Source organism: Arthrobacter sp. JCM 19049, assembly GCF_001310435.1.
Map to the genome: position 1 here is coordinate 1 of NZ_BAXF01000021.1, position 15,566 is coordinate 15,566.

Below are 15,566 nucleotides of genomic sequence, written 5' to 3' on the forward strand. Positions count from 1 at the left end.
CCGCCGAAGGGACATCATTGCCCGCTGCGACGCGGACAGCCGGCCCGACGCCGGGTGGGTGTCGCGCATCCTTGAAAACTTCTCCCGCAACCCGGACCTGGACGCAATCACCGGGCTGGGCGTCTTCTATGACCTGCCGCGGTGGGCACGGACCGTGGCCGCCGCGTACTATTTCGGGGCCTACTACGCGGCCATCGGCACCGCGCTGGCCAGGGTGCCGCTGTGGGGCTCGAACATGGCGATGCGCCAACGCGTTTGGCAGTACGCCTCACCCCGGGTGCACCGCCAAGCCGCCGAACTGCATGATGACATGGATCTTTCCTGTGTGCTGCCGTCAAAAGCAAAAGTCCGGCTGGATTTGGGGCTGGTCGTGGGAGTGGCGGGCCGCAGCCTGTCCAGCCCAGGCAGCCACCTGCGGGTGGTGCGCATGGCGTGGCGGACCTTCGCCGCCCATGGTGGACGGCGGACCATCTACCGCCGGTGGAAGGAACGCCTGAACCTGCGGTAGGAACGGACGCGAAAAAACTTTTAGGAAATCTTTCGACAACCGCGTCACGATTCACCGCCCGCCCACTCTTAACCGGTGACAGCGAAGATGATGCCCCGCAGTTGGCCAGCGACCCCGCCCCGGAGCCCAGCGATCCGGAACCTGGTACTACCGAACCGCAGGTAGAGGTCAGTCTGCATAGTGTGACTCACGGACTGACTTCGACCTACGAATTCGCGCTCACGACCTCAAACATCCCAGTTGGCCAGGCCTTCGAGGTCACGCTCGCCACCGACAGCCTGCTGTGGGGTTGGGCCGATGCCGGGGACGGATGCCGCCAGAGCAACAGCTGGCTGGGTCCGGACCGTTTCATTTGCACCGCATCCGGAACGTCGAGCCCCCGGATTATGGTGACGGTGCTGCCCGGTTTCGGGTCGCTGAACGTTCACTTCACCGGGCCCGGGTCCTCCCGGCCAACGGCCAGCTTCACGCTGTCGCGTTAGCCGGGATCAGGCGAGACAGGCCGTCACGCTGCTGGCTCAACGAGAGGTAACCCGGAATTCGGCGCCATAGGTATTGAACGTGCTGGGTACATTCCGGGGGTCCAGGCTCGGCTGGAGCAGCCGCACCTCGTGCGCGCGGATGAGCTCGGCGATGAAATTACTGGTCAGCATCAGGACCAGGTGTCGTCCGGGGCAAATGCCTGAGCCGTCACTGAAGGGCACCAGCGGCCAGTCGGTGTTGGTGCGTTCAGCATCCCAGATGTGCGGGCTGAACGTGTTGGCGTACCCCAGGTGCCTGTCGTCCCGGTGGAAGTAGGGCGCAAAAATCAGCGCCGAGGTGCCCTCGGGCATGATGCCCGGCGTGAATTCCACCGAGCGGGTGGCCTGGCGCAGGATGAAGGGCGTGGTGGGCCACAGGCGCAGGGTATCGAGTACGGCATGGCGCAACTTTGGCAACAGCGGGGCCGGGTCCGAAGCCTGAACCAATGCTCCTCACGGGCCTCGTCCATCTTCGGCTCATCGCTGGAGAGCAGTGCCATGGCGGCCCATGCGGCGGTTCCGGCGGGATCAAAGGCAAAGAGCCACTGTGGAACCTGATCCGCCGGCTCAGTCTCGGAAGGCCCCATATTCTGCATGAACGCCGCCAGGCTCCCCGGCTCCGCGCGGTCGAGGATCTCCTTGAGCGTGGCGTGGAAGTCGTCACGGGTGACCCGGTCCAGCGGCCGAAGAAAAGCGAGGTTGCCCCTGGACCGCAGCGACTCGATCAGCTCGATCAGCCGATCGTCATTTCTGGCCGAATCCCCGAGCACGACCCTGCGAACCATGCGGAACCAGGCGCGATTGAAGTCATCCCAACGCAGGGTGCCACTCTCGGCTCCGACCTCGTCCAAGAGGATCTTGGCTTCCTCTCGCACCGCTGGCAGCAGCGTACTGGCCATCTTGTGTATCGGATGATCCGAGCCGAGCGCCTTTTCGTTGAATTCCCTGCGTCCGGCCCGTTGTGGTCCGCGGGTGATCAGTGAGGAACGCGGTTCGAAGTGTTCCAGGGCTTTGCGCTTGAGCAATTCGGCGGGGGTGAAGGGTTCAGGTGTCTGGTCCAGGACACGGTGCACGTCCTGTGGATCCAGGATCAGCGAGAACTCCCGGCCGAACAGCTTCAGCTGCAGGGGACCTGGGCCGTACTTGTCGGCCAGGGCCTGCATCCGCTTCACTCCGCGACGTTCAATGTCCAAGCGCTCGGCGATCGCCATGACCTTCGGCCGCCGGCGAATTGGTCCCTTGGCCAACACCGGCGCGAAGATGTCCGCCACGATCTGGGCTGTTTCCGGCCAGGTGGGACGCGGCAGTGGATTTTGTGTGGCATTGAGTGAAGACTGGGTCAGCTCCGGCTCGGTCAACGACATCTCCTGGGTTGGTGAAGTGAGGTGGATAATCGGGTAGCGGGTGGACGCTACTTTTGCGGCGACCCGGATCTCCGATGTGGCCTTCGGCGCTTGCATCCAGCACGCGCTGGATGAAAGCGGTGTACTCATCCACGTAGTGCTGGAGGAACTTGCGGGTGGACTCGTCGGTGACGGTTCCGTCCTCCTCGTAGGCCTCGGGCTTAAAGCTGATGTAGGCCTCTGGGGCATTGAGCTGTGGCGCGTCCAGGAACCCAAGGACCGTGCGCATTGAGGACTGCATCAGGGCGGTGCCAATGGCTCCGGTGGAAGCTCCAATGACGGCTGCGGGCTTGCGTGCGAAGGAGTTGGTGCCCCAGGGGCGGGACCCCCAATCCAAGGCGTTCTTCAGTGCGCCTGGGATGGAGCGGTTGTATTCCGGGGAAACGATCAGCAGGCCATCGGAAGCTTCGATCTGCTTCTTGAACTTGGTGGCCGCCTCTGGATAGTTCTCGTCCAGGTCGCGGTTGTACAACGGAAGATCCCCGATGGGGATCTCGGTGAATTCCAGACAGTCCGGCGCCAGCTTGATCAGCGCTTTGGCAAGAATCCGGTTGATGGACTTGCTGGAGAGCGAACCAACGATGTACCCGATGTTGTAAGTAGCCATGGCGCTAGTCCATCACTCGGGCTCCCCGGAATCGAGTGGTTGGCGGCGATTTTGAGCAAATGCGCAGTGGAACTGGACGAAGAAAAAGGTTTCCGGTGATGCCGGGCAAGGGTTGATGAACCAGTAAACATTTCGCACTTGCACGCAGATCTGCTTTTTAAGACGCTCCAGTGGTGTTGCTTACGAAGTCAAGTATTGGTTTGGGGTGACGGATAGGGTGGGTGGGACTGCCATTTTTGAATCATTGAATGCAGGAGCCGCCGTGTCCGTCATTGAGTCGTCGACCCACCCTGTTGCCGCCGAACAAAAGCGGCCGTTGGGTACGGCTGCCTGGCAAACGGCGATCCGCCGGTTCTTCCAGGTGGTTTCGATTGTTGAGTGCTTCACATGGGTGGGGATGCTGACCGGCATGGCCTTTAAGTACCTGATCAACGGCAACGGCATTGGCGTGACGATCTTCGGATGGGCGCACGGCGTGACTTGGCTGTGCTATCTGGCTGCTGCGGTGGTGACTGCGGTGACGTTCCGCTGGAAGATCTGGGTGCTGGTTGTTGGCACGGCGGCCTCCACCCTACCGTTCCTGACCCTGCCTTTTGAACGGTGGATGGCGAAGTCCGGGCGGCTCGTGGTCAACGCGGACGCTTGACCGCCCAGCAGGCATAACCAAGACAACGACGGGCGACGGGAAGATCCTTCCTGCCGTCCGCCGTTGCTTTCACCAGGCGCCATGCTTGGCAGCTGCTGCCGGGTTTAGGCTTCGGTGCCGCCGTCCACGCGCAGCACCACACCGGTGATGAAGTTGGCTTCCGGGGAAAGCAGGAACGCGGTGGCGCTGGCGATGTCCTCTGGCTGACCCAGCCGCTTCATGGGAATCTCTGCCGCATATCCGGCCTTCGCCTCCTCCGGCAGGGATGCCAGGGCCGCGGTTTCAATGGCGCCGGGGGCCACCGCATTGACGCGGATGCCCGCTTCAGCGTTTTCCTTCGCGGCACTGCGGGTCAGGGAAACGACCCCGTGCTTCGCCGCACCATATGGGGTCAGCTGCGGGGTAGCGCTAATTCCCGCCAGGGAAGCGATGTTCACAATGGAACCCTGCCCCTGTTCGGTAAAGTGCCGGACCTGGCTTTGCATGGCCAGGAACGTGCCGGTCAGGGTGATGTTGATGGAACGCTCCCAGTCAGCGGTGGTGACATCCTGAATGGGTTTGGGCATGGCACCCACCCCGGCGTTGTTCACCGCCATGTCCAAACGGCCAAAGACCTCCAGGGCGCGGGGAACCAGCGCATTGACCTCCTCGGGAACTGAGACGTCCGCGTGCAGGTAGGAGGCACGTCCCCCGGCGTTCTCGATCAGTTCCACGGTTTCTGCGCCGGCCGCGTCATTGACATCTGAAACCAGGACGGCGGCCCCGTCCTTGGCCAGGCGCAGCGCGATGGCGCGGCCGATGCCTGCACCGGCTGCGGTGACGAGGGCTACTTGGTTGCTGAACTGCATATGTACTACTCCCTTGATGCTGATGGATGGCGGGATGCCCGGTGGTGGACGGTGAGGTGGCACAGCGTGCTGGAAGGGGAAGCGGCAGCGTCGGGAAACCCTTGCCAGACGGCCCAAGGGTCAGAGGCGCGAGCGTGCCTGCTGCTGGTGCCTGTCGCATGCCAAGCAGCCGTACTGCGGCCGGGGACCCATGACGGCATGGCCGCCGCACATCGCGGCGAATGCGAATGAACTTCACCATGCACCTACTTCGGGCAACAGGGACTTTCAACCTTCCCGGAACGTCAGATCCCGGGTATCCCTGTACTGCCCACAGTACCCACCGCATCTTGTCTACGGGTCGATTCTGGACCGGGTTATTCTCACTGCGTGAAGCCTTCCGCAAACCCCGAAACCCTGCTATTCCTGCCTCTCGGGGTGCCTACCGCCGGTGGTCATTGACCTGCTAACCGGAACACAATCCGGCGTCGGCCGAGCGTGGGGTGGGCCCTTCCTTTGCTTCGGGGGTCCTCTGCGGTGCGGCGGTCTTTTGATCCAGTTGGTCAATGTCCTGGCCCAGGACCAGCTGCACTCCTGCTGCCGCGCCCACCTGGGGCGTGAGGTCCAGATGCAGGTCACTGGCCAGGGTCTTCGCCGTCACCAAGGCCGCGTCGCTGCCGTCAACTAGCAGTACCGTGGACGCCTGCAGCTGCCGTGCGGTGTCGATCCCACTGACGGTGTGGCCCAGGCGCTGACCTCGGCGGAATACTCTGCGGCCAGCCCACTGAGCCCGGCACCGTTCGTGATCCTCACCGGCGCCGACCGCGCCGGCTTGGTTTTCTGCTTCTTTGCGTTCTTCTCCTCGCCGGACAGTGGACGGTCAGCGCGCAGCGACGCAAAGACCGTCTGGGCTTCAGCGGAAGGGACAACCCGGTTCGGGTTCTGCGGTGCCGGGCTCCACGGCATGGTCAAGAACGAGATCTGCGAGGTGGGAACGTCGGCCAGCTGCCGGGCCAGGGAAACCAGACTGCTCAGTGATTCCAGGCCGGGATCTACGGTCATCGCGGAAGTGGCGGCATCCAGGAAGGAGTACAGCCGGTCGGGGCGCGTGAGCACCTCCCGGCTGGTCACATGCTGCACGATGGCGGACATGACCATCTGCTGGTGATCCATACGGGCGATATCGCTGCCATCCCCGACGGCGTGGCGGGTCCGGGCCAGGGCCAGCGCATCTTTGCCGTTGACGGTCTGCTGGCCTGCGGGAAGATCCAGCTTCGCCTTCGGGTCCTTCAGCGCCTCGGGCAGGCACACCGGCAGGCCATCCAAGGCGTCAACGACGGTAATGAATCCCTCGAAATCCAGCTCGATGAAGTTATCGATCCTGACCCCGCTGAGCTCTTCGACCGCGGTCACCGAACAGGCCGGGCCATAGTTCAACGCCGAGTTGATCATCCCATAGCCGCCCGGATAGGCCCCGTGCCCGTGATCCTCACAGGCCGGCAACTGCATGAGCGTGTCCCGCGGCAGCTGCACCGCATCGATGCGCTCGTTCTCGGCCGCGAAATGTACCAGCACCATGGCGTCACTGCGCCGCGACCCGTGATCAGAGCCGTAGGCCGTGGAGGACTCGTCGCGGGCATCGGACCCGAGCAGCAGGATATTGCGCTCACCGTCCGGAACAGGGTCCTCGGCCGGGAAGCGGGACCCCAGGGGAGCGGTGGTGATGTTGCGCTGCAGGTGCAGCACCGCCATCGCGGTGGTGCCGACCAGGCCGCAGAACAGCACCGCAACAATGATGCTGATCAACGCGCGCCGCCGGCGCGGAGCGTGAACCCGGTTCCGTCCTTCTGCTGCTCTTCCGCGCTTCATGCCTTGCGGGTTGTTCACGCTCGCCGGGTCCTTCCGTCCACACACCTCTGGTCAAAGTCAGAATTTCCATGGCATCACGGGTGGACGGGGCGGCACCAATAGCCGGAGGGGCAGCTTCCATGCGTGGCGCGCATGAGTGGAAAACCCATCCCATCCAGCGTGTCGCGGGGAGCAGATCAACGCCGGAAACAAGCAGTCAGTGCCGCAGCAGCTGCAGGAAATTCGTCAGCGCAGGGCCGTGGTGGCGTTCATCGCGGTAGACCACGCTGATGGACCGCCGGGCCGGGGTCCGCAGCCGGGCCACCCGGCCGCCCAGGAAGGAGGCGGAATGAGCCAACACCTCGGGCACAATCGTGATGCCGCCGGCCGCGATGCTCAGCTGAACCAGCGCGTCACGTTGAGTGGTGGTGATGACCTGTTCCGGTTGTACGCCGTAGTCGGCATAGACGCCTTCGGTCACCGCGCGGATGGAGGTGCCTTCTGGCAGGGTCACCAGGGTGCGTCCGTGCAGGTCCGCCACGTCAAGGACGTCGGCAGAACCGTTGGTCGCCGCCTCGGGCAGCACGGCGGCGAAATTCTGGTCCTTCAGCGGCAGGGCAGCCAGCTGCTCCGGGACGGTTTCATTGACCCCAAACCCCAAATCGGCCCGGCCAAGCCGCACGGCCTCGGCCAGCTCCTCCGAATCCTCAACCGTGAAGGTTTCCACCCGCACCTCGGGGAACTGATGGTGGAAGCGGCCCAGGTAGGGCGGCAACACCGTGGAGATCAGCGAGGGCAGCCCGGCCACCTTGAGTGTTCCGGCCAGAAGGTTGCGGTGGGCGTGGATGGTGGAGTCAATCGAGGCGATCTCCGCAAGAATCCGCCGCCCGGCCGGCACCAGGTCCCGGCCCAGTTCGGTGAGCACCATGTTCCGGCCCGATGCAATGAACACCGCCATCCCCAGGACATCCTCCAGCGCACGGATTCGACGGGACAACGAAGGCTGGGAGATGCCCAGTATGTCGGCCGCCGCGGTGAATGAGCCGTAATCCACGACCGCGATCATCGCATCCAGCTGGGCGATGGTGTTGCCGGAGGACAGGCGTGGGCCCGTCAACGGGCCGGGCGGGAGCAGCGGCGGCTCATGGTCGGGGGTCAAGGATGGCACCTCTACAAGGCAGTGGGGGCGAGCAAGGCCTCACCGTATCATGCAGGCGCCGAACGCTGCCCGGTCCTGAGCGCCTGCTCCGCGTGGATAATTTTCTGATCCATGTGGGAAGTGCATGCGTCATACCGCTGGGGCTATTAGTGGCTTAACCCGTGGCTCAGTAGGGTGAATGGTTATGCGTACTTCACCTTGGCGGCTGGTTGCGGCAGTGTTTGGCAGTGTCCCGAAGATCCCTCTGAGCGGCAGGGCGAGCCGCTGGCACCGTGCCCGGGAAGAGGTGCGCCAATGAGTAGGCAGGCCGCCGCTTCCCCGGCCCGGATCTCACGGGCCAGCCGCCACGATGCCCAAATTATCATCGGGATGACCTTGCTGCTCACGGTCATGGGCCTGGTCATGGTGCTATCCGCGTCCGGGGTGAGCACCCGGTCCTCGCCATACCGCCTGTTGACCACACAGGCGGTGGCCGCGGGCTTGGGGGTTGCGGCCATGCTCGTGTTGTCGCGCTTCCCGGTGCGGGTGCTGCGCAAGCTGAGCTGGCCGGCCTTCCTGCTGACCCTGGTGCTTCTGGTGCTGGTGCTGACACCGCTGGGGGTGGAGGTCAACGGGGCTCGGCGCTGGCTGGGTTTGGGGCCGGTGACGTTCCAGCCCTCGGAGCTGGCCAAGTTCACCAGCGTGCTGTGGTCCGCCCACATTGTGGATGCCAAGCGGAGGCTGCTGCACGACTGGAATCACCTGGCCATCCCCTACCTGGTCGGCAATGGGCTGTTTATCGCCCTGGTGTTGCTGGAGAAGGACTTGGGCACGGCCGCCGTGCTGATGCTGATCACCCTGGCCACGCTCTTCATTGCCGGGGTGGAGTTGCGCAAACTGCTGGTAGTGCTCGGCGGGGTCAGCGTTGTGGTGATCATTGCGGCGCTGATCAGCCGAACCGCATGGTGCGCCTGATGAGTTGGGCGAACCGGGCCTGCGATGACGGGATGGATCTGTGCCACCAGAACCTACAGGGCCAGTACGCATTGGCCTCCGGGGGGCTGTGGGGCGTGGGCATGGGGCAGAGCCGGCAGAAATGGCACTGGATCCCCGAAGCCCACACCGACTTCATTTTCGCCGTCATCGGCGAGGAGATGGGCTGATCGGCTCGCTGTTCTTCTTGCTGATCTTCGCCTTCCTGGCCGTGTCCATCCACCGGATTGCGCAGCGTTCAACCTCCGTCTTTGCCCGCTGCTTCTGTACGGTCACCTTGATTTGGCTGATCGCCCAGGCGGTGCTGAATATCGCCATGGTGGCCGGGCTGGTCCCGGTCACCGGGGTGCCGCTCACCTTCATTTCGTTTGGTGGGTCCTCCCTGGCCACCTCCCTCGCGGCGATCGGGGTGGTGTTGGCGGTGGCCCGGGACAACGGCCGCCAGCCGGACCCGCAACTCCAGGTGTCCAAGGAAACAGGTGCGGCTTAAGGGTGTGGTGGCATACCGGATCGCTGGCTCTGCCGGTGCACCGCCAACGCCAGGGAGAGCACCGTCAGCAGCCTCGGGTCATCAAGGCTGATACCCAGCAGCTCCTCCAGCCGTGACAGGCGCTGGTAGAACACCGAGCGGGAGAGCAGGCTGTGCCTGGCGGCCAGTGACCGGTTCGCCGGATGGGCCACGCAGGCTTCAAGGATCCGCAGGAATTCCGCGCGCTGCGCCTGCGGCAGGTCGAGGACTGGAGCCAGCACCTGCCGGGGCAGGCGCTGTAGGGACGGTTCATGGCGCAGCTCGTGGGCGAGCAGGGCCAATGGTTCGGCGGCCGTGTGCACCACGTTGCCGCCATCCGTTCCCAGATGCAGTTCGAAACCGGCCCGCGCCTGGCGCAGAGAATCGGCCGCCGCCTGCAGTTCATGGCAGCCGGGGCCCAGATACAGCGGCCCGCGCAGGTGTTCGCCAGGTTCGAAGGCTTCCTGCGCGAAAGGCGCGGTCTGCTCCTGCAGCGACAGCAGACCGAAGAGCAGTGAACGCCCGTTGACCACCTGATGGGCCACCGTGGCCTGATGCGGCGCGAAGGCCTCCCGCAGGCTTTCGGCCGCGAGCCCCGGATCCGCCTGTGGAGTGAGGGCTATGGCGAAACCATGCAGGATCCTGCCGCGAAGTGGCAGGCCGGAGGCTTCAAAACGGGGGACAAGTTCGGTGGCGGAGACCTTCTTGTGCACCAGAAGGTCATCCAGCAGCTGCTGTCCGGTGCCCAGCTCCCAGCGTGCGGACCCGGGACGCTGCAGCAGGTCCACGCCGATGGCCACGGCCGCCATGGTCAGCACATGGTGCACTCCGGCGGGATGCTGGGCCTGAAGCGAGCAGATCAGGGAACCGAAATGCTTGCCGTGCAGGGTCACCGGCACCGCATGCCGTCCCGGGTTTCCGGCACGGTGTTCCCGGCCCGAACGCTCCTGCCAGGACTCGAACATCTGCTGCGGCGCCGTGGAACTCGGGGCGTAGCGCAGGACATGGTACCCCTGGTCCTCCAAGATCACCGGTGTTCCCAGCAGCTGGGCGCAGGTGGACAGGATGCTATCGGTCGGGGCGCCGCGCTGCATCAAGGCGGTGAACAGCACGGTCACCGTGCCGCCGGCTTCAATGCGCCGGGTCTGCTCGGAGAACAACCACTCGTGCAGGGCGCCGGTAATCTCCACGAACGCGACCTTTCGGTGCATGACCACCAGAGCCAGCCCCGCCTCGCGGCAGGCCTGCACCAGCTCCTGCGGTGCCTCGCTGACCGGGGTGCCAAGCTCCAAGACCAGCAGCGGCACGTCGCACAGGGCCAGGCCCCGAACATAGCGCGTGAAATCCGGGGCCGGGCCCCAGCCAATGCCGGTGGTCAGCACCATTTCACCACCGCGCAGGTGGTCGCGCGGCATCATGTTCTCCAGAACGTGGGCCCACCGGATGGGCCGGGCCAGATTCTGCTGATCCGCGAACACCTGGGGATCCCCGGCCAGCACGGGTGGAAGCTGGAGCACCTGGGCAACGGTCGGCATGCCATCGGCCGGACAAAGTGTCCGGCTGGAACCGAATTCCGCACCGTGTGTCACTGTCAGTTCCTTCCCATCTGTGCGAAGCTAGCGGTCACAGTGTATTTTGTGATGCCCTTCACACCATACAGGTTGTGCTGTACCGAGGAGGATACTGCTGATGTTTGGGTTGCCGACATTCACCGTCGTGGTGATCCTGGGCGTTCCGGCGTTCTGGGTCATCTACACCGCCACGTTCATGTGGCTCAGCCGCAACTGGAAGCGCGAGGACCTGGGAGGGGAGAAATGAGCCTGGAACTGGCCTTCCTGGTTGTCTACTTCCTCGCCATGGCCGGTATCGGCTTCTGGGCGATGAAGCGCGGGCAGTCCGACTCGGAGGGGTACCTGCTGGGCGGGCGCAGCCTGGGCCCCGGAGTCACCGCACTGCGCCTGCAAAGCTCCTCCATGTCCGGCTACATGTTCATGGGCGCCGGCTCGCTGGGCTATACGCAGGGCTACTTCGGCATGTGGTACGCCCTGGGTGACTTGGGCGGCGGCATCCTGAACCTGTCCGTGCTGGGCCGCAGGATGCGCAAGCTCTCGCAGATCCTGGGCTCGATCACCTCCATTGAATACCTGGAACACCGCTACCCATCCAAGTGGATCCGGCTGATCGCCGCACCGGTGGCGCTGTTCTGCATGTTCTTCTATGTCCTGGCCCAGTTCATTGCCGGCGGGCGTGGCCTGGAGATGGTGACCGGGGTGTCCTTCCCGCTCGCCCTGGCCATCGCCATCGGCGTGATCGTGCTCTACACGTTCCTCGGCGGCTACCTGGCGGTGGCCTACACCGACTTCGTGCAGGCCATCATCATGGTCATCGGCATGGTCTGGATCCTGATCGCCACCTTGATCGCCATCGGCGGCTTCACCGCAGGCAACGAGGCCGTGGGGCAGATCAACCCGAACCTGCTGACCATGTGGGGCGCGGACCTCGGCTTCCAGGGGCAGTGGGGCGTCATCCTCGGCGCGCTCTTGGTCTTCTCCATCGGCTACATGGGCTGGCCGCACGTGGTGGTCAGCCACATGGCATGAAGAAACCCTCGGTGGCCCGCACCGCCGGTGCATACTCAATGATCTTCAACCTGCTGTTCATCCCCGGCCCCTACCTGGTGGGCATGTTCGCGCTGCTGCTGCTGCCGAACCTGGCCAACCCGGAGATCGCGATCTTCGAGGTCGCCGACGCGGTGCTGCCCAGCTTCGCGGTGGGCATCGTGATGGCCGCGATCATGGCGGCGATCATGTCCACCGCCGATGCCCTGCTGCTGCAGGCCGGCACGATTGCCGGGCAGGACATCTATGCCCGGTTCATCAACCGCAAGATGACCGATGGGCAGATGGTGTGGGTTTCGCGCATCACCGTGCTGCTGTTGGCCGTGATCGGCTACGTGATCGCCGCCTTCGACCCGCCGGCGTCGCCGCGGTGGTCATCTTCTCCACCACGGTGCTGGGCAGCGCCTTCGTTCCGGCGTATGTCTGCGCCGTGTGGTGGAAGAAGGCGAACACCGTGGGCGCGATTTCCTCAATGATTGCCGGCACCGTGGTTTCGGTGGGCTGGCAGCTGTCCGGACTGCCGGATTCCACCGGCATCGACCCGATGGTCACCGGCATCCTGGCCTCCACCATTGCCATGATCGTCGGCTCGCTGGCCAGCCAGCGCAGCCATCCGGTGCCCGAGCACATTGCCCGCGCCCTGGAGGAGACCGCAAGGTGGGCCCCATCCCGGCCCGCATGCTGATGAACCAGGATGCCTACCTGGCGGCCCAGGCGGAAGTGGCGGCCCGCCATGAATGAAGTGGTCCTTACGACCCTGGTGGATGAGCAGGACGCCTGGCGGGTGCTGAAGTCCAAGGCGCCGCAGCTGCACGCTGGCAGCGCGCGCCTGCTGCACCACCCCTTCGCCGGGTTCCAGTTCCAGGTCCCGCAGCCGGCCAGGCGGCAGCGTGCCGCCCACGTGCTGGTGGACTATTACTCCGGCAAGGCGTTCTTGAGTGACCCGTGGCGCCTGGAGGACGCGGCGGGCCTGGACCTGGCGAAGGTCAAGGACCCGAAGTGGAACACCATTGACTTTGAAACCGCCCGACACAAGGCGGCGGCGCTGGTGCGCACCGCATCGATGCGCAAGGCGAAGCTTGCCTGGCGCGGGGGAGTCAAGGAGCAGTCCTGTGTGCGGACGGTCTGGAAGCCGAACTGGATGCTGCAGGCAAGAATTGCCGACCAGGACTACCGGATCATGGTGGATGGCCTAAATGGCGGGTACTTCGTGGTTGGGGGATAGTCCACGGGACGAAGCTCCCTGTCCCTTGTTAGGGCGCGAAGGGCTCCGGAAGCGGAAGGACACCTATAAAGACAAGTGGAGGAGCCACCGTGACGGTGGCTCCTCCACTTGGAGTTCTTTCCGACAGGGCCGGAAACAAAAGAGTTCTAGGCGCCCAATTCCTTGATAATCGCCTCGTTGAATGCGTCAAGGTCACCTGGGTTGCGCGAGGTGATCAGCACCCAGTTCTCAGCCGGGCAACGGAATACCTCAACGTCCTTCCAGGTGCCGCCGGCATTGATGACGTCGGTCTTGACGGACTTGTAGGAGGTCAGGGTCTTGCCCTTGACCAAGCCGGTCTCGACCAGCAGCCACGGGCCGTGGCAGATTGAGGCGATTGGACGGCCACCGGAGGCGAAGGACTTGGCGATGCGCTGGGCGTCCTCATCCAGTCGCAGGTTGTCCGCGTTCAGCGTGCCGCCGGGCACCAGCAGCAGGTCGTAGTCCGCTTCATTCACCTCGGACAGTGCGGCATCCGCCTGGAAAGCCTCACCCAGATCCCAGTCGCTGACGAGGCTCTGCACCTCACCGGTCTTCTGGGATGCGATGGTGACCTCGGCGCCGGCATCCTTCAGCGTCTGCACCGGGCTCTTCAGCTCATCCTGCTCCACTCCGCGGTTGGATACCACCACGAGAACCTTCTTGCCTGACAAATCGGCCATGGTCTTGCTCCTTTCGTTGGGATCCACTGGCCACGATTGCACTCGTGGACGTGGCACGCAAGAGGGGGTCAGCAACTATTCAGGTCGTGGCACTTAGTAGGGACTAGCGGGCGTGCTGGATTTGGTGCAACGGGGAACCCTTGCGCATCAGCACCAAGGTGGCCCCGATGCCCAGCGCTCCAAAGAACGCGCTGATCCACCAGGAGGAGGACCAGCTGCCGGTCACCACGACCAGCCAGGCCACCAGCATCGGACCGGTGAAGTTTCCGATGTTGAAGATCTGCTGCATCAATCCCATGGCCGCGGGTGCCGAACCGCCCTCGGGCGCCAGGTCCACCGCGATGCGCGTCATGGTCGCTGGCACCATGGCCCCGCACAGGGAGAACAAGCCCACACTGAGCACTTGGAGCAGCATCAATTCTGGCGGGTAGTCGATGGCGAAGGTCAGCACGGAAGTCGCCGCCATGATGAGGAACGCGGCGAGGAGCAGCTTCTTGGCCGAGAATCCCTTCTGCAGCAGGTTGCCGGTGCAGATGGCTCCGATGCCGTTCAATCCGCCAACCACGGCAGCAAAGAGACCGCCCATCACCGGAGAAAGTCCATCTTCGCGGTAAATGCTGGGCAGGAATCCAACGATGGCCATCCACTGAACGGTGTAGCAGCCGAAAATGAGGCCGCTGAGCCACACCCGACCGGAGGATGCGGTCGCAATGATCCGGGTCAGGGCTGCCTTCGCTCCGGCGCTGCCAGCGGGATGGTCGGGTGCTACGACCTTGAGAATCAACACCACCGGGATGAGTGTCGCGGCGGCAAGGAACAGCCACCACGTCTGCCAGGTGATGTACTGCAGTGCGATAGCGGTTCCGAGTACGCCCAGAAAGGTGGCAATGCCCATGAATGCGGCCCACCAGCCCACGGCGACATTCATACGGTTCAGCGGTGCATGGGCACGCACCAGTCCCGGGCCCACCACGCTGGCCATGATGACACCCGCACCCTCGATGATGCGGGTAATCAAAAGCAGGGTCGCGTCCTGTGACAAGGACCCGGCCGCCGATCCCACGGACAGTAAGAGCAGCCCCAGAACCATGGTGTGCCTTTGGGAGATCAGTTCTGCGACAAGAGACATGGCCAACCCGCTGACCATGCCAGCCACTTGAACCACGCCTAGCAGTACGCCGGACATGAGTAGAGAGATGCCCAGTTCGTTTTGCAGCACCGGGATTGCTGAGGGGAGTTTCCAGATGTGCAGGGCTGCCATCACCCCACTGAAGACGATGACCATCCAGGCAACATCGGATCGCTCGGAGCCCACCGATTCTTTCGTTTCAGCCACCAAAGACCCTTTCGCGCCATTGCATAATCGGCTCACCATCGCGGCCGTATCGAACGGGATTCTTCCATACGCGCGGCAGGAAGCCGATGACTGTCCCGTTCATTGAGGAAAGGGGGCCTGTCCTAATCGGTTTGGATCCCTACTGAACCATGTGAAGCGGCTCACCGCCAAGGAGGAGCCAGGAAGAGTAGGCTGAAACTACCACTGGTTGCCCCAAAAGGGGGCCGAAAGGAGAGACATGTCTGTCGTCGTTATCAACGCCTTGAACGTCCCGGAAGGTGCCGGAGAGGAACTCGAAGCGCGCTTCGCGGCACGCAAGCATTCGGTGGATAGCGCTCCGGGTTTCGAGGGATTCAAGCTCCTGCGTCCAGTTGCCGGAGAGAGCCGTTACTTCGTTTACACCCAGTGGGCGACCCGCGAGGACTACGAGACCTGGCGAGATAACCGCGCCGGCCACGACCACTCCAAGCAGAAGCCGGTAGCTTCTGACAACGCGCTTCTTGAGTTTGAGGTTGTGGAGCTCTAGAAGTTTGTCCTGCTGGCTTTTAATTTGCGATTAATGATAGCAAAAAATATTCATTATACAATGATGGCGCGTGTGCTGAGTTTTTGCTATCCTTTCTTGGCTCTTCGCAATCGAGGGTGTAGGGCAGCATTGCCGTTGATCTGATTTCTGGGCGTGTCGCC

19 protein-coding genes and 2 pseudogenes are annotated in these 15,566 nt (G+C 63.7%); 11 read left to right on the top strand and 10 right to left on the bottom strand.

From position 1 onward, the window contains the following. Both JCM19049_RS02275 and JCM19049_RS02280 read left to right on the top strand, forming a co-directional pair. Positions 1-508, top strand: a 508-nt coding sequence (locus JCM19049_RS02275) for a glycosyltransferase family A protein (RefSeq protein WP_279402279.1), incomplete at its 5' end; no start/stop codon positions are given. 182 nt (positions 509-690) lie between these two features. Continuing rightward, a complete protein-coding gene (locus JCM19049_RS02280; protein ID WP_054820671.1) occupies positions 691-990 on the top strand; it encodes a hypothetical protein in 300 nt (99 codons plus the stop codon). A gap of 36 nt (positions 991-1,026) precedes the next feature. Here JCM19049_RS02280 and JCM19049_RS18065 read toward each other — a convergent pair whose 3' ends face one another. The 3 genes and pseudogenes from JCM19049_RS18065 to JCM19049_RS02290 form a co-directional block, all read right to left on the bottom strand. Next, a complete protein-coding gene (locus JCM19049_RS18065) occupies positions 1,027-1,413 on the bottom strand; it encodes a cytochrome P450 (RefSeq protein WP_279402290.1) in 387 nt (128 codons plus the stop codon). Further along, positions 1,317-2,240: a hypothetical protein gene (locus JCM19049_RS02285; RefSeq protein WP_279402280.1), complete on the bottom strand. Its 924-nt coding sequence runs from the start codon at positions 2,238-2,240 to the stop codon at positions 1,317-1,319. Before JCM19049_RS02285 ends, JCM19049_RS18065 begins: the two co-directional genes overlap by 97 nt. A 217-nt stretch (positions 2,241-2,457) precedes the next feature. Next, positions 2,458-3,039, bottom strand: a pseudogene (locus JCM19049_RS02290) (NADPH-dependent FMN reductase); the annotation flags it as partial. 262 nt (positions 3,040-3,301) lie between these two features. Between JCM19049_RS02290 and JCM19049_RS02295 the strand changes: the two are divergent. Then, on the top strand, positions 3,302-3,685 hold the full coding sequence (locus tag JCM19049_RS02295; protein ID WP_175419448.1) for a DUF3817 domain-containing protein: 384 nt from the start codon (positions 3,302-3,304) through the stop codon (positions 3,683-3,685). 104 nt (positions 3,686-3,789) lie between these two features. Here JCM19049_RS02295 and JCM19049_RS02300 read toward each other — a convergent pair whose 3' ends face one another. The 4 genes from JCM19049_RS02300 to JCM19049_RS02315 form a co-directional block, all read right to left on the bottom strand. Beyond that, positions 3,790-4,533 (bottom strand): SDR family NAD(P)-dependent oxidoreductase, encoded by a 744-nt coding sequence (locus JCM19049_RS02300; protein ID WP_054820672.1) that lies wholly within the window; start codon positions 4,531-4,533, stop codon positions 3,790-3,792. 445 nt (positions 4,534-4,978) lie between these two features. Next, complete coding sequence (locus JCM19049_RS02305; RefSeq protein ID WP_279402281.1) at positions 4,979-5,176, bottom strand: hypothetical protein; 198 nt, start codon at positions 5,174-5,176, stop codon at positions 4,979-4,981. Between the two features lie 20 nt (positions 5,177-5,196). Continuing rightward, a complete protein-coding gene (locus JCM19049_RS02310) occupies positions 5,197-6,399 on the bottom strand; it encodes an LCP family protein (RefSeq protein WP_279402282.1) in 1,203 nt (400 codons plus the stop codon). Between the two features lie 178 nt (positions 6,400-6,577). After that, complete coding sequence (locus JCM19049_RS02315; RefSeq protein WP_279402283.1) at positions 6,578-7,477, bottom strand: LysR family transcriptional regulator; 900 nt, start codon at positions 7,475-7,477, stop codon at positions 6,578-6,580. Between the two features lie 336 nt (positions 7,478-7,813). Here JCM19049_RS02315 and JCM19049_RS02320 point away from each other — a divergent pair, with 336 nt between their 5' ends. Together JCM19049_RS02320 and JCM19049_RS18070 are read left to right on the top strand one after the other, a co-directional pair. Continuing rightward, entirely contained in the window at positions 7,814-8,473 is a 660-nt protein-coding gene (locus JCM19049_RS02320; RefSeq protein ID WP_054820675.1) for an FtsW/RodA/SpoVE family cell cycle protein, read from the top strand. A 32-nt stretch (positions 8,474-8,505) separates the two neighbouring features. Further along, positions 8,506-8,981 (top strand): annotated as a pseudogene (locus JCM19049_RS18070) (FtsW/RodA/SpoVE family cell cycle protein). Here JCM19049_RS18070 and JCM19049_RS02335 read toward each other — a convergent pair. Beyond that, complete coding sequence (locus JCM19049_RS02335) at positions 8,978-10,588, bottom strand: PucR family transcriptional regulator (RefSeq protein ID WP_054820678.1); 1,611 nt, start codon at positions 10,586-10,588, stop codon at positions 8,978-8,980. The pseudogene JCM19049_RS18070 and the gene JCM19049_RS02335 overlap by 4 nt on opposite strands. Positions 10,589-10,688: 100 nt before the next feature. On the opposite strand from JCM19049_RS02335, the gene JCM19049_RS18075 reads away from it, so the two are divergent. The 5 genes from JCM19049_RS18075 to JCM19049_RS02345 are packed head-to-tail and all read left to right on the top strand — an operon-like array spanning position 10,689 to position 12,842. Continuing rightward, entirely contained in the window at positions 10,689-10,817 is a 129-nt protein-coding gene (locus tag JCM19049_RS18075) for a hypothetical protein (RefSeq protein ID WP_279402284.1), read from the top strand. After that, the gene (locus JCM19049_RS18080; protein WP_279402285.1) at positions 10,814-11,599 is read left to right on the top strand and encodes a hypothetical protein; all 786 of its coding nucleotides are present in this window, start codon (positions 10,814-10,816) and stop codon (positions 11,597-11,599) included. Before JCM19049_RS18075 ends, JCM19049_RS18080 begins: the two co-directional genes overlap by 4 nt. Before the next feature lie 11 nt (positions 11,600-11,610). Next, complete coding sequence (locus tag JCM19049_RS18085; protein WP_279402286.1) at positions 11,611-12,093, top strand: hypothetical protein; 483 nt, start codon at positions 11,611-11,613, stop codon at positions 12,091-12,093. Continuing rightward, positions 12,072-12,302 carry a hypothetical protein gene (locus tag JCM19049_RS18090; protein WP_279402287.1) on the top strand — a complete coding sequence of 77 codons (231 nt, stop codon included), beginning with the start codon at positions 12,072-12,074 and terminating at the stop codon, positions 12,300-12,302. The genes JCM19049_RS18085 and JCM19049_RS18090 overlap by 22 nt, the downstream gene beginning before the upstream one ends. Positions 12,303-12,350: 48 nt before the next feature. Further along, on the top strand, positions 12,351-12,842 hold the full coding sequence (locus JCM19049_RS02345; RefSeq protein WP_279402288.1) for a hypothetical protein: 492 nt from the start codon (positions 12,351-12,353) through the stop codon (positions 12,840-12,842). A 146-nt stretch (positions 12,843-12,988) separates the two neighbouring features. Here the strand turns inward: JCM19049_RS02345 and JCM19049_RS02350 are convergent, their stop codons facing one another. Then, the gene (locus JCM19049_RS02350; protein WP_054820680.1) at positions 12,989-13,543 is read right to left on the bottom strand and encodes a type 1 glutamine amidotransferase domain-containing protein; all 555 of its coding nucleotides are present in this window, start codon (positions 13,541-13,543) and stop codon (positions 12,989-12,991) included. A gap of 103 nt (positions 13,544-13,646) precedes the next feature. Beyond that, entirely contained in the window at positions 13,647-14,879 is a 1,233-nt protein-coding gene (locus JCM19049_RS02355; protein ID WP_279402289.1) for a CynX/NimT family MFS transporter, read from the bottom strand. Between the two features lie 238 nt (positions 14,880-15,117). On the opposite strand from JCM19049_RS02355, the gene JCM19049_RS02360 reads away from it, so the two are divergent. Further along, the gene (locus JCM19049_RS02360; protein WP_054820681.1) at positions 15,118-15,405 is read left to right on the top strand and encodes an antibiotic biosynthesis monooxygenase; all 288 of its coding nucleotides are present in this window, start codon (positions 15,118-15,120) and stop codon (positions 15,403-15,405) included. Positions 15,406-15,566 lie beyond the last annotated feature (161 nt).